We start from the raw sequence: 19,489 nt of genomic DNA on the forward strand, positions 1-19,489 counted from the left end.
GCCGGCGCTCTCTACCGAACCGTCGGCAGGCCCGGGCCCGCGCAGCGCACGTCCGCCCCTGGCACAGTTCCGCGCACCAGATAGTCCGCCACGGTGTCGTCCACACACGCGTTGCCGCGGCTCGCGAACACGCCGTGGGAGTAGTCGTCGTCGAGGGTGACCATGCGTGAGCCGGGCAGCAGGCGCCGCAGGGCACGGGCCCCCTCGACGGGCGTGACGGGGTCGTGCGCGGAGGCGACGAGGAGGACCGGGGGCGCGTCCGGACTGCCGAGCGGCGTGCGGTGGCCGGGCCGGTGGTGCCAGTAGGCGCAGGCGTTCGCCTCCATGCCCGTCAGGACCGGCCGCGGGTCGAGGCGGCGGGTGCGGCGGATGTCCGTGACGATGTCGCGGGGGCCGGGGCCCGGCCCGTCGGCGCACTTGACGACGCGGTTGGCCGCCTCGTAGTTGCGGGACTCCGGGCCGTCGAAGGCGGTGGCCGGGCGCAGCCCGTCCGGATCGCCGTCGGCCAGATAGCCGCGCAGGCCGTCGGCGAGGCCCGCCCAGCGTTCGGTGCGGCCCAGCGCGCGGTACACCGCCCGGTCGAACTCGGCCGGACCGAAGCCCGCCACCGGCCGCGCGGCGAGCCCCAAGCGCACCCGCAGATACGCCTCCCGCACCGCTTCCGGTGTCCCGCCCAGGCCGAAACGCTCGCCATGGGCCGCCGTCCAAGCGAAGAAGGTCGCGCGCTGACGCAGCAGCGCCCGGCTCTGGATCACGTCGAAGTCGTACCAGTCCCACGGCCCGACCACGCTGTCCAGCACCATCCGGCCGACGCGGTGCGGGAAGCGTGCGCTGTAGGCGGCGCCGAGCCAACTCCCGTAGGAGACGCCGAGGAAGCTCGTCCGCGGCTCGCCGAGGGCTTCGCGTATCGCGTCCATGTCGTACGCCGTCTGCTCGGTGGACAGATGGGGCAGCAGGCGGCCCGCGTGCGTCGCGCAGTCGTCGGCCATCGCGCGCAGGGACGACAGATACGCCCGCTCCGCCCGCGCCCCGGCCGGCACCGGGTCGCCGCCCGGGCTGTCGAAGAGGCCGCCCATCGGGCCGCAGGAGACCGGGGTGCTCCGCCCGATGCCGCGAGGGTCGAAGCCGACCACGTCGTACGCGCGCCGCACGCTCTCGGGCAGCTTGGCCCGCTTGGTGACCGCGTAGGGGAGTCCGGAGCCGCCCGGGCCGCCCGGATTGACCAGCAGGATGCCGCGCCGTTCGGCGGGGGTTCCCGAGGCGCGGACCCGTGAGACCGCCACCTCGATACGCGGCCCTCGGGTGCGGTGCCAGTCCAGCGGCACGCTGATCCGCCCGCACTCGACGCGCTCCGGCGCGGCCGGCCGGGGACGGAGTCGGGGCAGTCGGTGAAGCGGAGCGGGGAGCGCGGCTCGGCCGCCCGGACGGGGGCGGCGGGGAGCAGGGCGGTGGCGGCCGCGAGGGCGCACAGCAGTGCGGTGCGGCGTGCGGGACGGGTCAAGGGGTCTCCAGAAGATCTTCGCCCAATCAGATGACAATGAAAATGATTATCGATAACGTCTGTCGCGGGCAACCCCCGGCACCCTCCTCCCGGAGGGCTCGCCGGGCTGCCCGTACGCCTCTGACTCACTGCAAGAAAGGGGGAGTTGTGGCTCATCTGTTGGTGGTCGAGAGCTGGGTCGGGTCCATGAGCCGGCTGCTGCCGCGGGCGATCCGGGAGAACGGGCACGCGTTCACGTTCCTCACCCGCGACCTGCACCACTATCTGCGCTCGGCCCCGGAGGGAACGGCCCATCCGCTGCTCGGCGCCCGCCATGTCATCACCGCCGACACCAACGACATCGAGGCGCTGCTGCCCGAGGTCGAGCGGCTGCACGGGGTGCTCGGCTTCGACGGGGTCGTCACCTCCTGCGACTACTACCTGCCGGCCGTGGCACGGATCGCGGAGCGTCTCGGTCTGCCCGGCCCCGGCCCCGAGGCGGTCCACGACGCCTGCCGCAAGGACGCGACACGCCGCGTCCTCGCCGACGCGGGAGTGCCCGGCCCGCGCTTCGCCGTCCGGGAGGAGTGGGCCGACATCGTGCGGGCCGCGCGGGACATCGGCTACCCGCTGGTCGTCAAGCCCGTCGACCTCTGCGCGGGCATGTACGTGCGCCGCGTGGACGACGAGGCCCAGCTCGCCGCCGCCTGCCGGGCCCTGGCCGACTTCCCGGTCAACGCCCGCGGACAGCGGCGGACCCCCGCGGTGCTGCTCGAAGAGCTGCTGGACGGTCCCGAGGTGAGCGTCGAGACGGTGTCGCACGCGGGCGCGGTCCATGTCGTGGGAGTGACCGACAAGAGCGTCGGAGGGGCGCCCGCCTTCGTCGAGACCGGCCACATGTTCCCCGCCGACCTGACGACGGCCGACACCGACGCCGCCGAACAGACCGCTCTGGCCGCCCTCAAGGCCCTCGGCCTGACCGACGGGGTCGTGGCGCACACGGAGATCAAACTGACCTCCGCCGGGCCGCGCGTGGTCGAGGTCAACCCCCGGCCCGCCGGGAACCGCATCACCGAGCTCATCCGGCATGTCACCGGGATCGACCTCGCCGCCGCCTTCGTGGACGTCGCCCTGGGCCGCGCACCCGACCTGCGGCACACGGACACCGGGCTGCGCAGCGCGGCGGTCGGCTTCCTGGTGCCGGGCTCCTCGGGCACCCTCGAAGTGCTGGACGGTGTGAGCGTGTGCGACCTGCCCGGTGTGCTGGAGGTGCAACTCGCCGAACCCGGCAAGGAGGTGAAGGCGGCGGGCAGCAACAACGAGTATCTGGGGCACGTCATGGCCGGCGACCCCGACGGACCCGGCGCCCGCGCACGCGTCGAGACCCTGCTGGACGGGCTGCGGGCGGGACTGGTGATCCGATGACCGCCCTCACCGGCACCCGCACCTCGCACGACGACCTCCTGGGACTGGTCAGCCTGGTCCGCGCGGGAGCCCTCGGGCCCGACCCCGGCACGCTGAGCATCGCCGTCGCCTTCACCACCCGGCAGGCCGTCCGGCACCACGGACGGGGCACCGGCTACCGCAACGAGGTGCTCAGCCTGCGCCTCGCCGAGGCGGTCGGCTCCTGCGCGGTCGAACCCGGGGCGCTGCCCGACAGCGCGGTCGAGGAGTGTGTGGGCGCGGACGTGGCCCGGCTGCTGGAGCACCCCCTGCCGGCGGTGCGGGTCGCGGCCCTCGACGCCTATCTGACGCACGTCCTGCCGCACACCCCGGCGAACGGGGCCGACCCGGTCCCGCTGCCCGCAGGGTCGTCGCTGGAGAAGTCCCGGGCCCGGGCCCAGGTGGTCGCCGGCCTGCTCGACCTGCCGCCCGGAGCCACGGTGCTCGTGGTGGGAGTGGTCAACTCCCTTCTGGAAGCGCTTCGTTCGCGTGATCTGCGCTACATCCCGTGTGACCTCAAGGGCGGCGCGACCGAATGGGACGAGCCGGTCGTCGCCGACGCGCTCGCCGCGGCCGGCCGGTGTGACGCGCTGCTCGTCTCCGGCATGACCCTGGGCAACGGCACCTTCGAACCGCTGCGGCGGCACGCGCTGGCGCACGGCAAGCAGCTGGTGATGTTCGCCCAGACCGGGAGCGCCGTACTGCCGCGCTTCCTCGGACAGGGCGTCAGCGCGGTGTGCGCGGAGCCGTACCCGTTCTTCTGGCTCGACGGCGGCCCCGGTGTCCTGCACCGCTACGACGGCTCCTGTCCGGGAGGCGGGCGATGACCGCGACCGCGCTGCGACCGGCCGCGCGACGGGAACTGCTCTCCCTGGTCGGCCGTACCCCACTGGCCCGCATCACCGCCGATCTGCCGGGCCCGCACCCCGGGTTCTGGGCCAAGCTCGAAGGGCTCGCCGCCGGTGGGATGAAGGCACGGGCCGCCGTGTCGATGCTGCTGGGCGCCCGCGAGCGCGGTGCACTGCTGCCCGGAGCTCCGGTGGTGGAGTCCACCTCCGGCACCCTCGGTATCGGGCTCGCCTTCGCCGGACAGGCCCTCGGCCACCCCGTCGTGCTGGTCGGCGACCGGGAACTGGAACCGTCCATGCGCCAGTTGCTGCGTTCCCACGGAGTACGGCTGGAGATCGCCGACCGCCCGGCCGAGCGGGGCGGCTGGCAGGCGGCGCGCCTGGCCCGGCTGCGGGAACTGCTCGCCGAACTGCCCGGCGCCTACTGGCCCGACCAGTACAACAACCCCGACAACACCGCCGGTTACGCCTCCCTGGCCGCCGAGATCGCCGTCGAACTCGACCATCTGGACATCCTGGTGTGCAGCGTCGGCACCGGCGGCCACAGCGCCGGCATCATCGGCCCGCTGCGCCGGCACTGGCCCGCCCTGCGGCTCATCGGCGTCGACGCGACCGGCTCCACCATCTTCGGCCAGCCCGCCCGGCCCCGGCTGATGCGCGGCCTCGGCAGCAGCATCCACCCGCGCAACGTCGCCTACGACGCCTTCGACGAGGTCCACTGGGTCGGCCCCGCCGAGGCCGTCGACAGCTGCCGCCGGCTGGCGCGGGGCGCCTTCGTCAGCGGCGGCTGGTCCACCGGCGCCGCCGCCCGGGTCGCCGCCTGGGCCGCCCGCGTCCACCCCGGGTCGGTCGTCGCCACCGTCTTCCCGGACGGCCCGCACCGCTACCTCGGCACGGTCTACGACGACGAATTCACCGCGGCCCACGGCCTCGACCCGGCCGCCGCGGCCACCCGGCCCGTCGAGATACCGCACCCGCACGCGGCGGAGGCCGCCGGCTGGGCCCGCTGCACCCGCGTCAGCGACCCGCTCGCCGCCCTCGCGTCGCAGAACCCGAAGAAAGAGAGCCCGTGAAGTCCAGCCTGCGCACCGTACGCCTCGAACTCGCCGAGCCGCTGCGCATCTCCCGTTCCACCATGACCGCACGCGACGCCGTATGGCTCACCGTCGAGCACGACGGACTGCGCGGCCACGGCGAGGCCGTCACCAGCGTGTACTACGGACTGGGCACCGAAACGCTGGTACGCCTCCTGGCCGCCGTGGACCTGAGCCGTTTCGCCGATCCGGAGAGCGCCCTGGAGGCCCTGCGGGCGGGGGAGCCGCCCGCGAGGGACGCGCCGCCCGCGGTCGCGGCCGCCGTCGAGTCGGCGCTGCTCGACCTCGCCGGCCGGCGCGCGGGCGTCCCCGTGCACCGGCTCCTCGGGACCACCGCCCCGCCCGTCGCCGTGACCGCCCGCACCATCGGCATCACGACGCTCGCCCGTGCGGCTGCCGAGGCCCGGAGCCTGGCGGCGAGCGGCTTCGAGGTCATCAAGGTCAAGGCGGGCGCCCCCGACCCCGAGGACGACATCGAGCGCGTGCGCGTCATCCGCGACGCCGCTCCCCGGGCCCGGCTGCTCCTCGACCCCAACGGCGCCTGGTCCGTGGCACGGGCGGACGCTCTGCTGCCGCGCTTCGCCGACCTCGGCGTGGAGGCCGTCGAGCAGCCCGTCCCGCCCGGCGACCCGGACGCCCTGGGCGCCCTCGCGGACCGCGCGCCGCTGCCCGTCATCGCCGACGAGGACGCCGTGACCCTGGAGGACGTCCGCCGCCTCGCCGGACGGGTCCAGGGCGTCAACGTCAAGCTCGCCAAGTGCGGCGGCGTCCACGCGGCCCTGCGCGTCGCCGAGCTGATCGAGGGCAGCGGCACCGGCCTGATGCTCGGCTGCCTGACCGCCAGCACCCTCGGACTGGCCCCCGCCGTCCACCTGGCCGACCGGGCCCGCTGGGCCGACCTCGACGGGCATCTGCTGCTCGCCCACGACCCGTGGACCGGCATCGGCGGCGCCGACGGCGTCGTCCGCACCAGTGGCCTCCCCGGCCTGGGCGTCGAGGAGGTGGCGGTCCGTGCGCACGTGGCATGAGGTACGGCGCTTCCCGCTCGCCGTGCGGCTCCTGCTGGTCAACCAGCTCGGCGTCAACACCGGCTTCTACCTGCTCATCCCCTACCTCGCCACCCACCTCACCGAGAACCTCGGCCTGTCGGCGGCGGTCGTCGGCATCGTCCTCGGGGTCCGCAACCTCAGCCAGCAGGGCCTGTTCATCATCGGCGGCTCCGCCTCCGACCGGCTCGGCGCACGCGGCGTCATCATCGCGGGCTGTGCCCTGCGCACCCTCGGGTTCGCGCTGTTCGCGCTCGGCGACGGGCTGGCGGTGCTGCTCGCCGCGTCCGTGCTGAGCGGGCTCGCGGGGGCGTTGTTCAACCCGGCCGTGCGGACGTATCTCGCGCAGGAGTCCGGCGAGCGCAAGGCGGAGGCGTTCGCGCTGTTCAATGTGTTCGCCACGACCGGAGCGCTCATCGGCCCGCTGCTGGGCAGTGCCCTGCTGCTCGTCGACTTCCGCACGTCCGCGCTCACCGCGGCCGGGATCTTCGCCGTCCTCACCGTGGCGCAGGCCCTCGTCCTGCCCGCGCGGAAGGTCGAGCCGAGCGGCGGGGGCGTCCTCGGGGACTGGCGCGAGGTGCTCGGCAACCGGGCCTTCGTGGCCTTCGCGCTCGCCATGGTCGGCATGTTCACCCTGGAGAACCAGCTGTATCTGCTGCTGCCCGCCGGAGCCAGGGAGGCGACCGGCTGGGACGGGGCGGCGGGCATCGTCTTCCTCGTGGGCACGGTCGCCAACCTGGCGCTGCAGCTCAGGATCACCAAGCGCCTCAAGGCGCGGGGAGACAGGGCGCGTTGGATAGCCGTCGGGCTCGCGGTGATGGGGCTCGCCTTCCTGCCGCCGGCCCTCACGGGAGGTGCCGTGCCCGTGCTGGCGGGCGCGCTGCTGCTCTACCTCGGCATCATGATCGCGCAGCCGTTCGTGATGGAGCTGATCCCGCGCTTCGGCCGGCCCGAGCTGACCGGCACCTGCTTCGGGATCTTCTACGTCGTCTCGGGCGTCGCCGCCGCCCTCGGCAACACGGCCGTCGGCTGGGCCATGGACACGGGTGACAGCGACGGGCACCGGTGGCTGCCGTGGGTCTGCTGCGCGCTCTTCGGGCTGGCCTCGGCGGGCGCGGTCGCGTGGCTGTATCGCCGCGGGGCGCTGCCGGAGCCCGCGGAACCGGTGCGCGAGCGGAGCACGGCATGAGCGTCTTCCGCGACGGAGTGCCCGGCAACCTCCTCACCGACAACCCGGAGCTGTACGAGGCCCGCTTCCCCGACCCCGAGCGGCTGGCCGCCCGGTGGACGGAGGACACCCTGCGCCGCCACGGGGCGGGGCCGCGCGTCCTGGACCTGGGCTGCGGCACCGGCCGCGACGCCGCCGCCCTGCACCGCCGCGGCCGGACCGTGACCGGCGCCGACCTCTCCGAGGCGATGCTCGCCCACGCCCGCACCCGCCATCCCGGCCCCGCCTACGTCCGGGCCGACCTGCACGGCTTCGACCTGGGCCAGGGCGCCTTCGACGCGGTCGTCTGCCTGGACAGCTCCCTGCTGTACTGCCACACCAACGACCAGCTCGACGGCTTCCTCGCCTCCTGTCGCCGCGCCCTCGGCCCGGGCGGTCTGCTGGTCGCCGAGATGCGCAACGGCGCGTACTTCCTCGGCCGCGCCGACCTGCTCGACCGGCCGGCCGTCGACGAGTTCGCCTGGCAGGGCACGGCCTACCGGTCGACGACCAGGCTGACTGTCGACCGCACCGCCCAGCTCCTGCGCCGTACCCGCGTCTGGACCACGGACGACGGCGCCCCGCCCGCCGCACAGCACTCCGCCTGGCGACTGCTGTTCCCGCAGGAGCTACGGCGCTTCCTGGCCGCGCACGGCTTCGAGGTGCTCGAACTGCACGACGGCCCCGGCCCGCGCACCGAACCCCGTTGGCGGCAGGGCGAGTTGCCCGGAACCACCACCGACGGGGACCGGCTGCACGTCGTCGCGCGCCTCCACACCCCCTGACCCGCAGAACGCGAAGGAACCAGTCATGCACGACGAACACTTCCCCGGCCTGCGCCGACGCGGCTTCCTCGCCGCCACCACGGGCGCCGCCGCCCTCGCCCTCGCCGGCTGCGGCGGCGGCCCGGACGGCAGGACGGACAGCGGCAGCGGAGACCAGCCGAAGCGGGGCGGACGGCTGCGCGCCGCCTTCGCAGGCGGCGGCGCGAGCGAGACCCTCGACCCGCATCTGGCCAGTCTGTTCGCCGACGTCGCCCGCGCCAAGGCCCTCTACGACAAGCTCGCCGACTACGACGCCGATCTCTCCGCAAGCCCCCGCCTCGCCGCCAAGTGGGAGCCGAACAAGACCCTCGACCGCTGGCAGGTCACCCTTCGCGAGGCAGCCTTCCACGACGGCAGGCCGGTCACCGCCAAGGACGTCCTCCACAGCTACCGCCGTATCGCCGACCCCAAGCAGGCGTTCCGCGCCAAGGCGTCCCTGGAACCCATCGACCTCGACGCCAGCCGTGCCACCGGCGAGCGGTCGGTCGAGTTCGTCCTCAAGCGCCCCACGGCCGAATTCCCCAACGTGCTGGCCGCGTTCGGCGCGTACATCGTCCCCGAGCACGCGACCGACTTCGACCAGCGGCCGATCGGCTCCGGCCCCTTCCGGTTCGTCTCCTTCGCGCCCGGCCGCTCCGCCGTCCTGCGCCGCCACGAGGACTACTGGGACGGCGCCCCCTACCTCGACGAACTCGAATTCGTGGTCGCGGGCGAGGAGTCCGCGCGCGTCAACGCCCTCCTCGCGGGCCAGGTCGAGTACGCCCACGAGCTCAACCCCACCACCGCACGCGCCCACGAGGGCCGGGGACAGATCGAGATCGTCCGGCTGCGCAACAGTGTTATGCAGGCGTTCTGCATGAAGACCGACCGGCCGCCCTTCGACGACCGGCGGGTGCGCGAGGCGTTCTTCCTCATCGCCGACCGGAAGGAACTCGTCGACGGCGCCCTGTCCGGCGCGGGCGAGACCGGCAACGACCTGTTCGGCAAGGGCTACGAGTACTACGCCGACGGTCTGCCCCAGCGCGCGCAGGACCTCGACCGCGCCCGCGCCCTGCTGAAGAAGGCCGGCGCCGAGAAGCTGAAGGTCACCCTGGACACCTCGGCCGTCGCCGCCGGTTTCACCGAGGCGGCCGGTATCTTCCGCGACCAGGCCGCCAAGGCCGGCGTCACGATCGACGTACGGATGGGCAGCAAGGATTCCTACTGGAGCGACATCCTCGACGGCGGCACCCTGTGCTGCTACCGCTCCGGCGCCATGCCCATCGAGGCCCACATCTCCCAGCGGCTGCTCACCGACTCCACGACCAACGCCACCCACTGGCGGCACAAGGACTTCGACGCCCTCTACCAGCAGGCACAGTCCACTCGCGACAAGACCGAGCGGGCCGCCGTCTACGGGCGGATGCAACGCCGCCTGTACGCCGAGGGCGGCTTCCTGATCTGGGGCTTCGCCGACTGGATCCTCGGCACGGCCCGCAAGGTCAGGGGAGTCGAGACCAAGGCCCCGGCCAACACCCTCGACTGGGCCCGCTTCGACAAGGTGTGGCTGGCGTGACGGAGAGCGCCCTGGGCCCGTTCGTCGCCCGGCGGCTCATCCTCGGCTTCGTCCAGACCGTGGCCGTGGTGCTGCTGGTCTTCACCCTCACCGAGGCGTTGCCGGGCGACGCCGCCGTGGCCCTCGCGGGCGACCAGCCCGACCCCGCGCGCATCGCGGCGATCCGGGAGGCCATGGACCTGGACCGGCCCGCTCACGAACGGCTGCTGAGCTGGGCCGCGGGCCTGCCCCACGGCGACTTCGGCACCTCCCTGACCTCCGGCCGCCCGGTGGCCCACTACATCGCGGACGGCTTCGGCCCGAGCCTGCTGCTGGCCACGCTCACCCTCGCCCTGCTGGTCCCCCTCGGCTTCGGCCTCGGCGTGCTCGCCGCACGCCACGAGGGGCGGCTCATCGACCGTCTGATCAGCTCCGTCACGCTCGCCGTCTACGCCGTCCCCGAATTCGCCCTCGGGGTACTGCTGGTGACGGCCGTCGCGCTGAAGCTGGCCTGGCTGCCGCCGACAGCGGTGGGCTACGGCACGGACCTGCTCGGCCACCCGGCCGTGCTCGTCCTGCCGGTGCTGGTCCTGCTCTCCCGCCCGGTCTGCTCCCTGTCCCGCCTGGTCCGGGCGGGCATGGTCGACGCCCTCGCCTCGCCCTACGCCGCCCACGCCCGCCGCTACGGCGTCCCCGGCGCCCGCGTCCGTTATGCGCACGCCCTGCCCAACGCCCTCGCCCCGGCGGCGCAGCAACTCGCCCGCACCGTCGACTGGCTGCTGTGCGGGGTCATCGTCGTGGAGGCGCTCTTCGTGATCCCCGGCCTGGGCACGGTGCTCCTCAACGCGGTCGCCGAGCGGGACGTGCCGGTGGTGCAGGGGCTGGCGGTGGTGTTCGGCGTGCTGACCGTCGTACTGAACCTGGGCGCGGACGTGGTGGCGTACCGGCTGACACCGCGGGCGGGGGTGGCGGCGTGAGGGCCCCGCGCCGGCTGCTGCCCGGCCTCGCCGTCGTCGCGGTCCCGCTGCTTCTCGCGCTCCTGGGGCCCCTGTTCGCCGGCGACCCCGGCCCTCGCGCCGTCTCCTTCACCCTCGGCGGCGGCCACTGGCTCGGCACCGACTTCGTCGGCCGGGACGTCTGGCAGCAGGTACTGCACGGCGGCCGTACGGTCGTGCTGACCGCGCTCGCCGCGACGGCCCTCGCCTACGTCGTCGCCCTGCCGGTCGGACTCGCCGCCGCTGTCACCCGCGCACGGTGGCTGGAGGAGCTGCTGATGCGGCCGCTGGACGTGCTGCTCGCCGTACCGTCGCTGCTGCTGATCCTGCTCGTGGCGTCCGTGTTCTCGCCGGGTGCGGCCGGGCTCGCGCTGCTCGTCGCGCTGGTGAACGTGCCCGACGCCGCTCGGATCGTACGGGCAGCGGCGGCCGAGGCGGCGGCCCGGCCCGCCGTGGAGGCGCTGCGTATGCAGGGCGAGTCGTGGTGGCGGGTCGCCGTCGGCTACGTCGGCCGCTCCGCCCTGCGCACCCTGGCCGCCGACGCCGGTGTCCGGCTGACCGGTGTGCTGTATCTGGTGTCCACGGCCGCGTTCCTCGGCGTGGGCGTCGCCCCGGACGCCGCCGACTGGGCGGTCATGGTCGACCGCAACCGCACGGGCCTGTTCATCCAGCCCTGGGCCGTGATCGTGCCCGCCCTGTTGATCGTCGGCCTGACGACGGGCACCAACCTGCTCTTCGACGCCGCACTGGACAAGAAAGGGCGCCGCCCGTGAGCCATGAGACCGACCTGGTCGCCGAGATCCGTGACCTGCGCGTCGAGATCGCCCAACGGGCCATCGTCGACGGTGTGGATCTGCGCGTCGTCCCCGGCCGGGTGACCGCCCTGGTCGGTGCCTCGGGGAGCGGCAAGACCACCACCGGCCTCGCGCTGCTGGGGGAGTACCCGCCCGGCGCCCGGGTGACCGGGGAGGTACGCCGGTCCGGTGACGGCCCGGTCGGATACGTGCCCCAGCACCCCGCCGCCGTCCTCAACCCGGCCCGCCGCGTCAGTGCCCTGCTCGACGACATCGCCCGCGACCGGGTACGCGGGCTGCCCCGCGCCCAGCGCCGCACGGCGGCCCGGGAACGGGTACGCGAAGCGCTGGCCGCCGCCCAACTCCCCGACCCCGAAGCCCTGCTGCGTCGCTACCCCCACCAGCTCTCCGGCGGCCAGCAGCAACGCGTCGTCCTCGCCCAGGCCCTCCTCCTCGGCGCCCGTGTCATCGTCGCCGACGAACCCACCACCGGCCAGGACGCGCTCACCAAGCGCGGCGTCGTCGACCAGCTGGCGGCGGTCGCGGACCGCGGCATCGCGGTCGTCCTGCTCAGCCACGACCTGGACGTGGTCCGCGCGCTCGCGGACGAGGTCCTCGTCCTGCGCGCCGGCCGGGTCGTCGAGTCGGGCCCCGCGCAACGCCTGTGGCACGCACCCCGCCACGCATGGACCCGCCGCCTCCTGGCTGAACACGTCCCGGCGCTCGCCGACGAGACCGGCGCCGACTCGGCTCAGAACGGCCTCGCCCCCGCCCGTCGCCCCGCCCCGCCGGAACCCGACCGCCCCGCCCGTGCCGAGGCCGACGAAGACGCCCCCGGCCCGGCCCGTCACCCCGTCCTCCGCGTCAGTCACCTCACCGCCCGGCACCACGGGGGCGCCCGCACCGGCACCACCACCGTCCTGCGCGCCCCGCACCTCGCCCTGCACCCCGGCGAATGCCTCGCCGTCGTAGGCCGCTCGGGCAGCGGCAAGACCACCCTCGCCCGCTGCCTGGCCGGACTCCACCGGGACCACGACGGCGAGATCCTGCTCGACGGGACCCCGCTGCCGCGCAGCCTGCGGCGGCGCAGCCGTGCCCAACTGGCGGCCGTGCAGTACGTCTTCCAGGACGCCCGGGCCGCCTTCGACGAGCACCGGCCCGTCCTCGCCCAGGTCGCCCGCACCGCCGTCCGGCTGCGCGGCACCGACGAGGAGACGGCCACGGACGAGGCCCTGACCACGCTCGCGAGCCTCGGGCTGCCGGACGGTCCGGTCCGCCGCCGCCCCGGCGAGCTCTCCGGCGGCGAACTCCAGCGCGCCGCCCTCGCCCGCGCCCTCCTCGCCCACCCCCGGGTCCTGGTCTGCGACGAGATCACCTCCGGCCTCGACACCGTCACCCGCCGCGGCATCCTCGACCTGCTCACCGCACTGGTCCGCGACCGCGACGACCTCGCCCTCGTGCTCATCACGCACGACCTGGACACGGCGGCGCTCGCCCACCGCATCGCCGTACTGGACGCCGGCGAACTCGTCGAACAGGGCCCGGCCCGAAGGGTCCTGACCGAACCGCGGCATCCATTCACCGCCGCACTCGCGGAGACGATCGCCCGTCTCGGTACGTATACCCGGGCATGAGCCGAAGCGATTCACACCCGTTACGAGTTGAACGAGGGCACGGCACTGTGATTAAGGTGCGGGCGATGTTCTGCGCAGACACCACACCTTTACTCCAGGCAAGACGAGGCACAGCCGCTTCGAGTCGCTGGGGGAGGGCCCGTGAGTGACACGGTGACGACGGCCCGTCCGGCGGCCGACGGAGGCACGGCCACTCGGACGAAAGAGCAGGACGCGCCGGCCCGGCCGGTCCGGCAGCGGGACGCGTTCTTCGACAACGCCAAGTACCTGGCGATCGTACTGGTGGCCGTGGGTCACGCCTGGGAGCCGTTGCGGCCGGGCAGCAGGGCCGTCACCGCTCTGTACATGCTCGTCTACGCCTTCCACATGCCGGCGTTCATCATCATCTCCGGCTACTTCTCGCGCACCTTCGACGGGAGCCCGGGGAAGCTGAGGCGGCTGGTCACCGGCGTCGTCGTGCCGTACGTCGTGTTCGAGACGGCGTACACCCTGTTCACCCGCTGGACCAGCCAGGACTCCGACCGGCCGATCAGCCTGCTTGATCCCCTGTATCTGACCTGGTTCCTGGCGGCGCTGTTCATCTGGCGGCTGACCACGCCGCTCTGGCGTCATGTGCGATGGCCGCTGCCGCTGGCCTTCGTCATCGCGATGCTGGCGACGCTCTCGCCGTCCATCGGTAACGACCTGGACCTGCAACGCACCCTGCAGTTCCTGCCGTACTTCGTCTTCGGACTGCTGCTGCGGCCGGAGCACTTCCGGCTGGTGCGCCGGCGCAAGGTGCGCCTCCTCGCCGTTCCGGTCGCCGTCTGCGCCCTCGCCGTCGCGTACTGGGCGGTTCCGCGGATGAACTACGCCTGGTTCTTCCACGCGGACAGCGCCCGGGCCCTGGCCGCGCCCTTCTGGTACGGGCCCCTGATGACCCTGGCTGCCTTCGGCTGCTCGGTCGTCCTGGTCGCGTGTTTCCTCGCCTGGGTGCCGGGACGCCGGATGTGGTTCACCGCGTTGGGCGCGGGCACGCTGTGCGGCTATCTGCTGCACGGCTTCGTCGCGCAGGCCGCCAAGTACTGGGGCTGGTACGAACCGGCCTGGGCCCAGGGACCCGCAGGCGCGCTCACGGCCACCCTGGTGGCCGCCGCGGTCATGACCGCGCTGTGCACGCCCTCCGTACGGCGCCTCTTCCGCTGCGTGACGGAACCCGGGATGCGCTGGGCCTTCCGCCGAGCTGCGGGGTGAGCGTCGAGCCCGCACGCTGGAGAGACAGCACACCTCTCCGCGAGGGAGCACGGGCATGGCGAAGCGCCGCAGTGAGGGCGGGAAGCCGAAGAAGGGCGACAAGGTCACCTGGAGCAGTCACGGCAGCCGGACCGAGGGCGAGGTGGAGAAGGAGATCACCGAGCGGACCCGGGCGGCGGGCCGCACGGTCGACGCCTCGTCCGACGATCCGCAGTACGAGGTGCGCAGCGACAAGTCCGGCAGGACAGCCGTGCACAAGCCGTCCGCGCTCAAGAAGAAGAAGTGAGGCGGCGTGGACGGCGAGGAACGCGAGGAGACCTGGAACGACTTCCGTGAGCTGGTGAACATGACACCGGCCGAACTGGAGAAGTGGCTGGCCTCCGACGAGTCGCGGAGCGTCGGTCAGCAGCAGGGCGGGGGCGAGTCCACCGGGCACGCCTCCGGCCGGCGGATCGTGGCGATCCTGCGGGCCAAGAAGGCCGATCTCACGGACGACGACCATCAGCACATGCGCAAGGTCGTCGGCTACGTCCGCCGCCACCTGGCACAGCGGCCCTCCGGCGACCTGCAGGACAGCCGGTGGCGCCACTCACTCATGAACTGGGGCCACGACCCGCTGGTGTGAGACCGTTCAGCGCCTCCGTCATCTGGTGCTGCGTCTCCTCGGCCACCACGCGGGCCTCCTCGACGACGTCACCGCGTTCGCGGATGAGGCTTTCGTAGATCGGCAGTTCTTCGGTTCGGGTCGAGTCGGGTATCACAGGGTTGGTCCTATCGCTTTACAGCCGGGTCTGATGGGCCCGTGTAAGTCTGCGTCATGCCCTTCTGCGGTGTTACCCACCCCCGTCACGTACATATTTCCGTCACGTGCTTCGCGAATTCCACAACATTGCGACCATGTGCAGCACGAAGGGCCCCGGCAATCGCGCCGGGGCCCTTCGTGCGGGGGTTCGTCAGAGCGAGGTCGTGTGAACGCCCGCGTTGGCGCCCGCCGCGGCGCCCTCCGTCGACAGCGCCGCCTGCAGGTTCCCGCAGACCTCGGCGGTCAGCGGCCCGACCAGGCCGGCGGAGAGGCCGCCCGCGAGGCCCGCGGCGGCAGCGCCGCCCGCGTTGCCGCCGGAGACCTGCTCCAGGTCCGCGTCGGAGAGCTCGGCGATGTCAACCCGGGGGGTGAGGTTCATGGGGGTGTTTCCCTTCGCGTGAAAGTGCGCAATGGCGGAGCGGCGCGGGTGATCGCGGGATTCCGGGGACCGGGTTCCCGCATCCGCGGTGCCGCCGTGCGGAGGATCAAAACATTCCGCTGAGCGGAGGGCCAGCCGCATGCCGTCGCCGCACCCGGCATTTCGGTGACCGCCTTCACCGCCATGACCACGGGGTCGCCGAATTGCGCACACTCCTTCACGCACCCCGTCGCCCGGCGGCACACAGGTGTATTGCGCCCCGAATTTTGAAGCGGGCACTTCGGCGTCAAATTCCCAAGCCGTGGGACGTACTTGGCGCCGGGCGCGCCGTCCTGCGGTGTCCTGGCGGGCGGTGTGCAGATGTGCTGGATGTTCGGTCCCGCCCCGTCAGGTCGCCCTGTCAGGCCGCGCCGTCAAGCCGCCGCGGCCGGCTGCATCAGCCGGGCCAGCAGGTCGTCCAGGGTGACCAGGCCGGTGAGACGGCCGGCGGGGTCGCGGACGACGGCCAGGGACGACCGGCGGCGGCGCAGCACCTCGATCGCGTCGGCGACCGTGGTGGCCTCCGTCAGCTCGGGCACCGGCCGGGCCAGTTCGCGCGCGGTCGTGGCACGCCCCCGGGCCCGGGCGACCAGGGCGTCACGGGCGTGGACCGAGCCGAGGACGACGCCGTTCTCCCGGACGAGCAGCCGGGTGCGGTCGTGCTCGGCCGCGAAACGCAACAGCGCGTCGACGTCCGCGCCGCCCTCGGCCCAGGTGATCTCCGCGGCCGGGATCCGCAGCGCCGCGACCGGCGTCTCCGGCTCGGTCAGCGAGCGGGTCAGCAGCTCCGAGTCGGTCGCGCTGATCAGGCCCAGCCGCTCGGACTCCTCCACCAGCTGAGTCAGCTGCTCCCGGTCGTGCACCGAGGCCAGCTCGTCGCGGGGGGCCACCCGGCACAGCCGTACCAGCGCGTTGCTCACCGCGTTGAGCAGCCGGATCAGCGGGTGCACGGCCCGCACCACGGCCCGGAAGGGCGGGGAGAGCAGCATCGCCGAACGCTCGGGGTGGGCGATCGCCCAGGACTTGGGCGCCATCTCGCCGACGACCATGTGCAGGAACACCACCACGACCATCGCCACGGCGAAGGCCACGCCGTAGCTCACGGCACTGGGCAGGCCCAGCTTGTGCAGCAGCGGGTCCAGTTCGTGCGAGATCGCCGGCTTCGACACCGAGCCCAGCCCCAGCGTGCACACGGTGATGCCCAGCTGGGCGCCGGCCAGCATCAGCGACAGCTCGCGGATACCGGCCAGTGCCGCCCCGGCACCGCGCCGCCCCTCGGCCGCCGCCTTCTCCATGCGGTGGCGTTTGGCGGCGACCAGCGCGAACTCGGCCGCCACGAAGAAACCGCTGCCGATCAGCAGCAGCACGGTCACGAAGACCGCCATGGGGAAACTCACGCCATCTCCTCGGCTTCCACGAGCGGGCTGATCCGCACCCGGTCGGCCACGTGCCGGTCGAGCGTACGGACGTCGATCACGGCCCGGCCGCCCTCGGGCAGCTCGACCGTGACGCTGTCGCCGACCGTCGGGAAGCGGCCGAGCCGGTCCACGACCAGGCCTGCCACGGTGTCGTAGTCGTCGTCCGCCGGCAGCAGGACACCGGTGGCCTCGGCCACCTCGTCCAGCCGGCGGCCGGCGTCCACCAGCCAGCCGTCGCCGTCCGCGACGGCGAGCACGGTGACCGTGTCGGACTCGTCCGCGATGTCACCGACCAGTTCCTCGGCGATGTCCTCGTAGGTGACGATGCCGGCCACGCCACCGTGCTCGTCGAGGACGACCGCGAACTCGTCGTCCTGTTCCCGCATCCGCGTCACCGCGTCGGGCAGCGCGAGCGTGTCCGGCAGCAGCAGGGGCCGCCGGGCCACCTCACCGGCGGTCGCGCCGGCGATGCGGGCGGCGGACAGCGCCATCAGCTCGCGTACGCCCAGCACACCCGCGATGTCGTCCGGGTGGTCGCCGAGGACGGGGTAGTTGGAGTGGCCGTGCCCGGCGATCAGACCGATCGCCTCCTCGGCGCCCGCCTCCTTGCGGACGAACACGGCGTCGGCGCGCGGCACCATCACCTCGTCGAGCGTGCGCTCGGAGAACTCCAGCGCGTGGTCCAGCAGCGCCGCGGTGTCCTTCGGCAGCGCGCCCTGCTCGTGGGACTCGCCGATCAGATGGCCCAGCTCCTCCAGCGTGGCGCCGTGGTGCAGCTCCTCGACGGGCTCGATACCGACCTTGCGCAGCAGCTTGTTCGCCGCGTTGTCGAAGACGCGGACGACGGGGCCGACGACCTTCAGATAGGCCAGCGTGGACGGGGCCAGCGCCTTCGCCAGCCGCTCGGGAACCGCGATCGCGAGGTTCTTCGGGGCCAGCTCGCCCAGCACCATCTGCACGACCGTGGCCAGTACGAAGGCGAGGACGACGGCGATACCGCTCACGGCCGCGTCGGGCAGGCCGAGCCCGGACAGGGCGGGCCTCAGCAGCGCGGACACCGACGGCTCGGCGATGAAGCCGACGACCAGGCCGGTGACGGTGATGCCGAGCTGCGCGCCCGACAGCATGAACGACAGCCGCTCCAGCACCTTCAGGGCCCGGGCCGCCTTGCGGTCCCCGGCCTCGGCCGCGCGCGCGAGGGCGAGGCGGTCGGCGGAGACGTAGGCGAACTCCTGGGCCACGAAGTAACCGGTGCCGGCGGTCAGCAGGAATACGGCGAGCAGGCCCAGCAGGGCCTCGGTGGCGCTCATCGTGGCAGGTCCGTCGCTCTGGCGGACAAGAAGTCGCTCCTCATGTGGGGTGTGTACTCGGGTCAACGATCCTTCTCGCGCCCGTGTTCCCGGATTCTACGACGGTGTAGAGAAGGCTGCCCCGCTCCGGGCGGGCAGGGTGGGTGCCCCTCACTGCGCGCGGGATTCCTCGGCGAGGTCCGGCACCAGCGCGCACAGGGCCGCACGCTGGTCCGGGCCCATGAAGCGGGCGAGGGCCTGCCGGACCGTCTCGGAGAGCGGGGCGGAGGCCTCGGTCAGGACTCGGCGGGCCTTGTCCGTGAGGGCGACCTCGATGCCGCGCTTGTCCCCGCACACCGATCCGCGGGTGACGAGGCCGGCGTGCTGGAGGCAGGCGATCTGATAGGTGAGGCGGGTCTTGGGGCGGCCCAGCAGCTCCGCGACGCGTGTCATGCGCAGGCCGCCCTCGGGCTGCTCGGCGAGCAGGCACAGGATCAGGAACTCGTCGTGCGAGATGTCCAGCCTCTCCTTCACGACCGCTCGCAACCGCTGCTCCACCGCTCCCGTCGCGGCGAGCAGCAGCATCCAGGCGCGCAGCTCGGCGGGCAGCAGCCCGCTGCCCTCGGCGGACGGACATCCGGGCAGGTCGGCGGGGTGCTCCTGGGGGTCGGCCATGCCGTCCAGCCTACCTGTCGTCCAAATTTGGAGCAGGGGGTTGTTCAATTTTGGACGAGCCGCTAGCGTGCAGTCATTGTAGTCATCCAAATTTGGACGATACGAGTGGGAGAAACATCATGACCGTCGCCGTGGAAACCGGACTGTGGCAGCTCGACGCGACCGCCTCGACCGTCGGCATCCGGCACAGGACCATGTGGGGCCTGGTCACCGTGAAGGGAAGCTTCGGCGCGCTGAGCGGCACGGGCGAGGTCCGGCCCGACGGCTCCGCCGTCGGCACCCTGACCTTCGACGTCGCCTCCCTCGACACCGGGAACGCCAAGCGCGACACCCACCTGAGGTCCGCCGACTTCTTCGACGCCGACCACCACCCCGAGATCACCTTCGCGGCCCGCGGCGCCGAACTCCGCGACGGCGACCAGGTGCGTGTCGTCGGTCAGCTGACCGTGCGCGGCATCAGCAGGCCGCTGTCCCTCACCGCCCGCCTGACCGACAGGGACGCCGCCGGGCTCACCCTGGACACCGAGTTCAGCGTGGACCGGGACCAGTTCGGCATGGGCTGGAACCAGCTGGGCATGATCCGCGGCCGGACCACGGTCGCCGCCGCCCTCCGGTTCGTCCGCACCACGGGCTGACAGCCGGGCCGGTACCGTTCCTGTGGACTGAGTGGAAGTGGGTCCTGCTCAGCCGCACGCCCCGAACGGTCTTGGGCGCACTGGTCACCGGCGTACTCAACCCCGGGGCAGCGACACGCA

Annotated in this window: 19 protein-coding genes; 14 read left to right on the forward strand and 5 right to left on the reverse strand. The window is 73.1% G+C overall.

Annotation, left to right across the window (positions count from 1 at the left end; translation table 11 throughout):
* Positions 1-11: 11 nt before the first annotated feature.
* Positions 12-1,325 carry an alpha/beta fold hydrolase gene (locus ACQEV8_RS33260; protein WP_432967620.1) on the reverse strand — a complete coding sequence of 438 codons (1,314 nt, stop codon included), beginning with the start codon at positions 1,323-1,325 and terminating at the stop codon, positions 12-14.
* A 323-nt stretch (positions 1,326-1,648) separates the two neighbouring features.
* Between ACQEV8_RS33260 and ACQEV8_RS33265 the strand changes: the two genes are divergently transcribed.
* The 13 genes from ACQEV8_RS33265 (at position 1,649) to ACQEV8_RS33325 (ending at position 14,757) form a co-directional block, all read left to right on the forward strand.
* Positions 1,649-2,905: an ATP-grasp domain-containing protein gene (locus ACQEV8_RS33265; protein WP_432967623.1), complete on the forward strand. Its 1,257-nt coding sequence runs from the start codon at positions 1,649-1,651 to the stop codon at positions 2,903-2,905.
* Positions 2,902-3,750, forward strand: coding sequence for a Rossmann-like domain-containing protein (locus tag ACQEV8_RS33270; RefSeq protein WP_432967627.1), 849 nt, complete (start codon positions 2,902-2,904; stop codon positions 3,748-3,750). Before ACQEV8_RS33265 ends, ACQEV8_RS33270 begins: the two co-directional genes overlap by 4 nt.
* Positions 3,747-4,844 carry a PLP-dependent cysteine synthase family protein gene (locus ACQEV8_RS33275; protein WP_432967630.1) on the forward strand — a complete coding sequence of 366 codons (1,098 nt, stop codon included), beginning with the start codon at positions 3,747-3,749 and terminating at the stop codon, positions 4,842-4,844. Before ACQEV8_RS33270 ends, ACQEV8_RS33275 begins: the two co-directional genes overlap by 4 nt.
* Positions 4,841-5,893 carry a dipeptide epimerase gene (locus ACQEV8_RS33280; RefSeq protein WP_432967633.1) on the forward strand — a complete coding sequence of 351 codons (1,053 nt, stop codon included), beginning with the start codon at positions 4,841-4,843 and terminating at the stop codon, positions 5,891-5,893. Before ACQEV8_RS33275 ends, ACQEV8_RS33280 begins: the two co-directional genes overlap by 4 nt.
* Positions 5,877-7,100, forward strand: coding sequence for an MFS transporter (locus ACQEV8_RS33285; RefSeq protein WP_432967636.1), 1,224 nt, complete (start codon positions 5,877-5,879; stop codon positions 7,098-7,100). Before ACQEV8_RS33280 ends, ACQEV8_RS33285 begins: the two co-directional genes overlap by 17 nt.
* Positions 7,097-7,903, forward strand: a complete 807-nt coding sequence (locus tag ACQEV8_RS33290; protein ID WP_432967639.1) for a class I SAM-dependent DNA methyltransferase — start codon at positions 7,097-7,099, stop codon at positions 7,901-7,903. The genes ACQEV8_RS33285 and ACQEV8_RS33290 overlap by 4 nt, the downstream gene beginning before the upstream one ends.
* Before the next feature lie 25 nt (positions 7,904-7,928).
* Positions 7,929-9,497, forward strand: coding sequence for an ABC transporter substrate-binding protein (locus tag ACQEV8_RS33295; RefSeq protein WP_432967642.1), 1,569 nt, complete (start codon positions 7,929-7,931; stop codon positions 9,495-9,497).
* Entirely contained in the window at positions 9,494-10,453 is a 960-nt protein-coding gene (locus tag ACQEV8_RS33300; protein ID WP_432967645.1) for an ABC transporter permease, read from the forward strand. The genes ACQEV8_RS33295 and ACQEV8_RS33300 overlap by 4 nt, the downstream gene beginning before the upstream one ends.
* Positions 10,450-11,244, forward strand: coding sequence for an ABC transporter permease subunit (locus ACQEV8_RS33305; RefSeq protein ID WP_432967648.1), 795 nt, complete (start codon positions 10,450-10,452; stop codon positions 11,242-11,244). The genes ACQEV8_RS33300 and ACQEV8_RS33305 overlap by 4 nt, the downstream gene beginning before the upstream one ends.
* Positions 11,241-12,899: an ABC transporter ATP-binding protein gene (locus tag ACQEV8_RS33310; RefSeq protein WP_432967651.1), complete on the forward strand. Its 1,659-nt coding sequence runs from the start codon at positions 11,241-11,243 to the stop codon at positions 12,897-12,899. Before ACQEV8_RS33305 ends, ACQEV8_RS33310 begins: the two co-directional genes overlap by 4 nt.
* Before the next feature lie 141 nt (positions 12,900-13,040).
* The gene (locus ACQEV8_RS33315; RefSeq protein WP_432967654.1) at positions 13,041-14,132 is read left to right on the forward strand and encodes an acyltransferase family protein; all 1,092 of its coding nucleotides are present in this window, start codon (positions 13,041-13,043) and stop codon (positions 14,130-14,132) included.
* 55 nt (positions 14,133-14,187) lie between these two features.
* Positions 14,188-14,418 carry a DUF2945 domain-containing protein gene (locus tag ACQEV8_RS33320; protein WP_432967657.1) on the forward strand — a complete coding sequence of 77 codons (231 nt, stop codon included), beginning with the start codon at positions 14,188-14,190 and terminating at the stop codon, positions 14,416-14,418.
* Positions 14,419-14,424: 6 nt separating this feature from the next.
* Positions 14,425-14,757, forward strand: coding sequence for a DUF3140 domain-containing protein (locus tag ACQEV8_RS33325; protein ID WP_432967660.1), 333 nt, complete (start codon positions 14,425-14,427; stop codon positions 14,755-14,757).
* A gap of 328 nt (positions 14,758-15,085) precedes the next feature.
* Here the strand turns inward: ACQEV8_RS33325 and ACQEV8_RS33330 are convergent, their stop codons facing one another.
* The 4 genes from ACQEV8_RS33330 to ACQEV8_RS33345 form a co-directional block, all read right to left on the reverse strand.
* Positions 15,086-15,313 (reverse strand): hypothetical protein, encoded by a 228-nt coding sequence (locus ACQEV8_RS33330; RefSeq protein ID WP_432967663.1) that lies wholly within the window; start codon positions 15,311-15,313, stop codon positions 15,086-15,088.
* Positions 15,314-15,726: 413 nt separating this feature from the next.
* Positions 15,727-16,749, reverse strand: coding sequence for a hemolysin family protein (locus ACQEV8_RS33335; RefSeq protein WP_432967666.1), 1,023 nt, complete (start codon positions 16,747-16,749; stop codon positions 15,727-15,729).
* A complete protein-coding gene (locus tag ACQEV8_RS33340; RefSeq protein WP_432967669.1) occupies positions 16,746-18,080 on the reverse strand; it encodes a hemolysin family protein in 1,335 nt (444 codons plus the stop codon). Before ACQEV8_RS33340 ends, ACQEV8_RS33335 begins: the two co-directional genes overlap by 4 nt.
* A gap of 150 nt (positions 18,081-18,230) precedes the next feature.
* On the reverse strand, positions 18,231-18,734 hold the full coding sequence (locus ACQEV8_RS33345) for a MarR family winged helix-turn-helix transcriptional regulator (RefSeq protein ID WP_432967672.1): 504 nt from the start codon (positions 18,732-18,734) through the stop codon (positions 18,231-18,233).
* 119 nt (positions 18,735-18,853) lie between these two features.
* On the opposite strand from ACQEV8_RS33345, the gene ACQEV8_RS33350 reads away from it, so the two are divergent.
* Positions 18,854-19,369: a YceI family protein gene (locus tag ACQEV8_RS33350; RefSeq protein ID WP_432967675.1), complete on the forward strand. Its 516-nt coding sequence runs from the start codon at positions 18,854-18,856 to the stop codon at positions 19,367-19,369.
* The last annotated feature ends 120 nt before the right edge of the window (positions 19,370-19,489 follow it).

The sequence above is a fragment of the Streptomyces sp. CA-179760 genome, assembly GCF_050937045.1.
Taxonomy (GTDB): domain Bacteria; phylum Actinomycetota; class Actinomycetes; order Streptomycetales; family Streptomycetaceae; genus Streptomyces.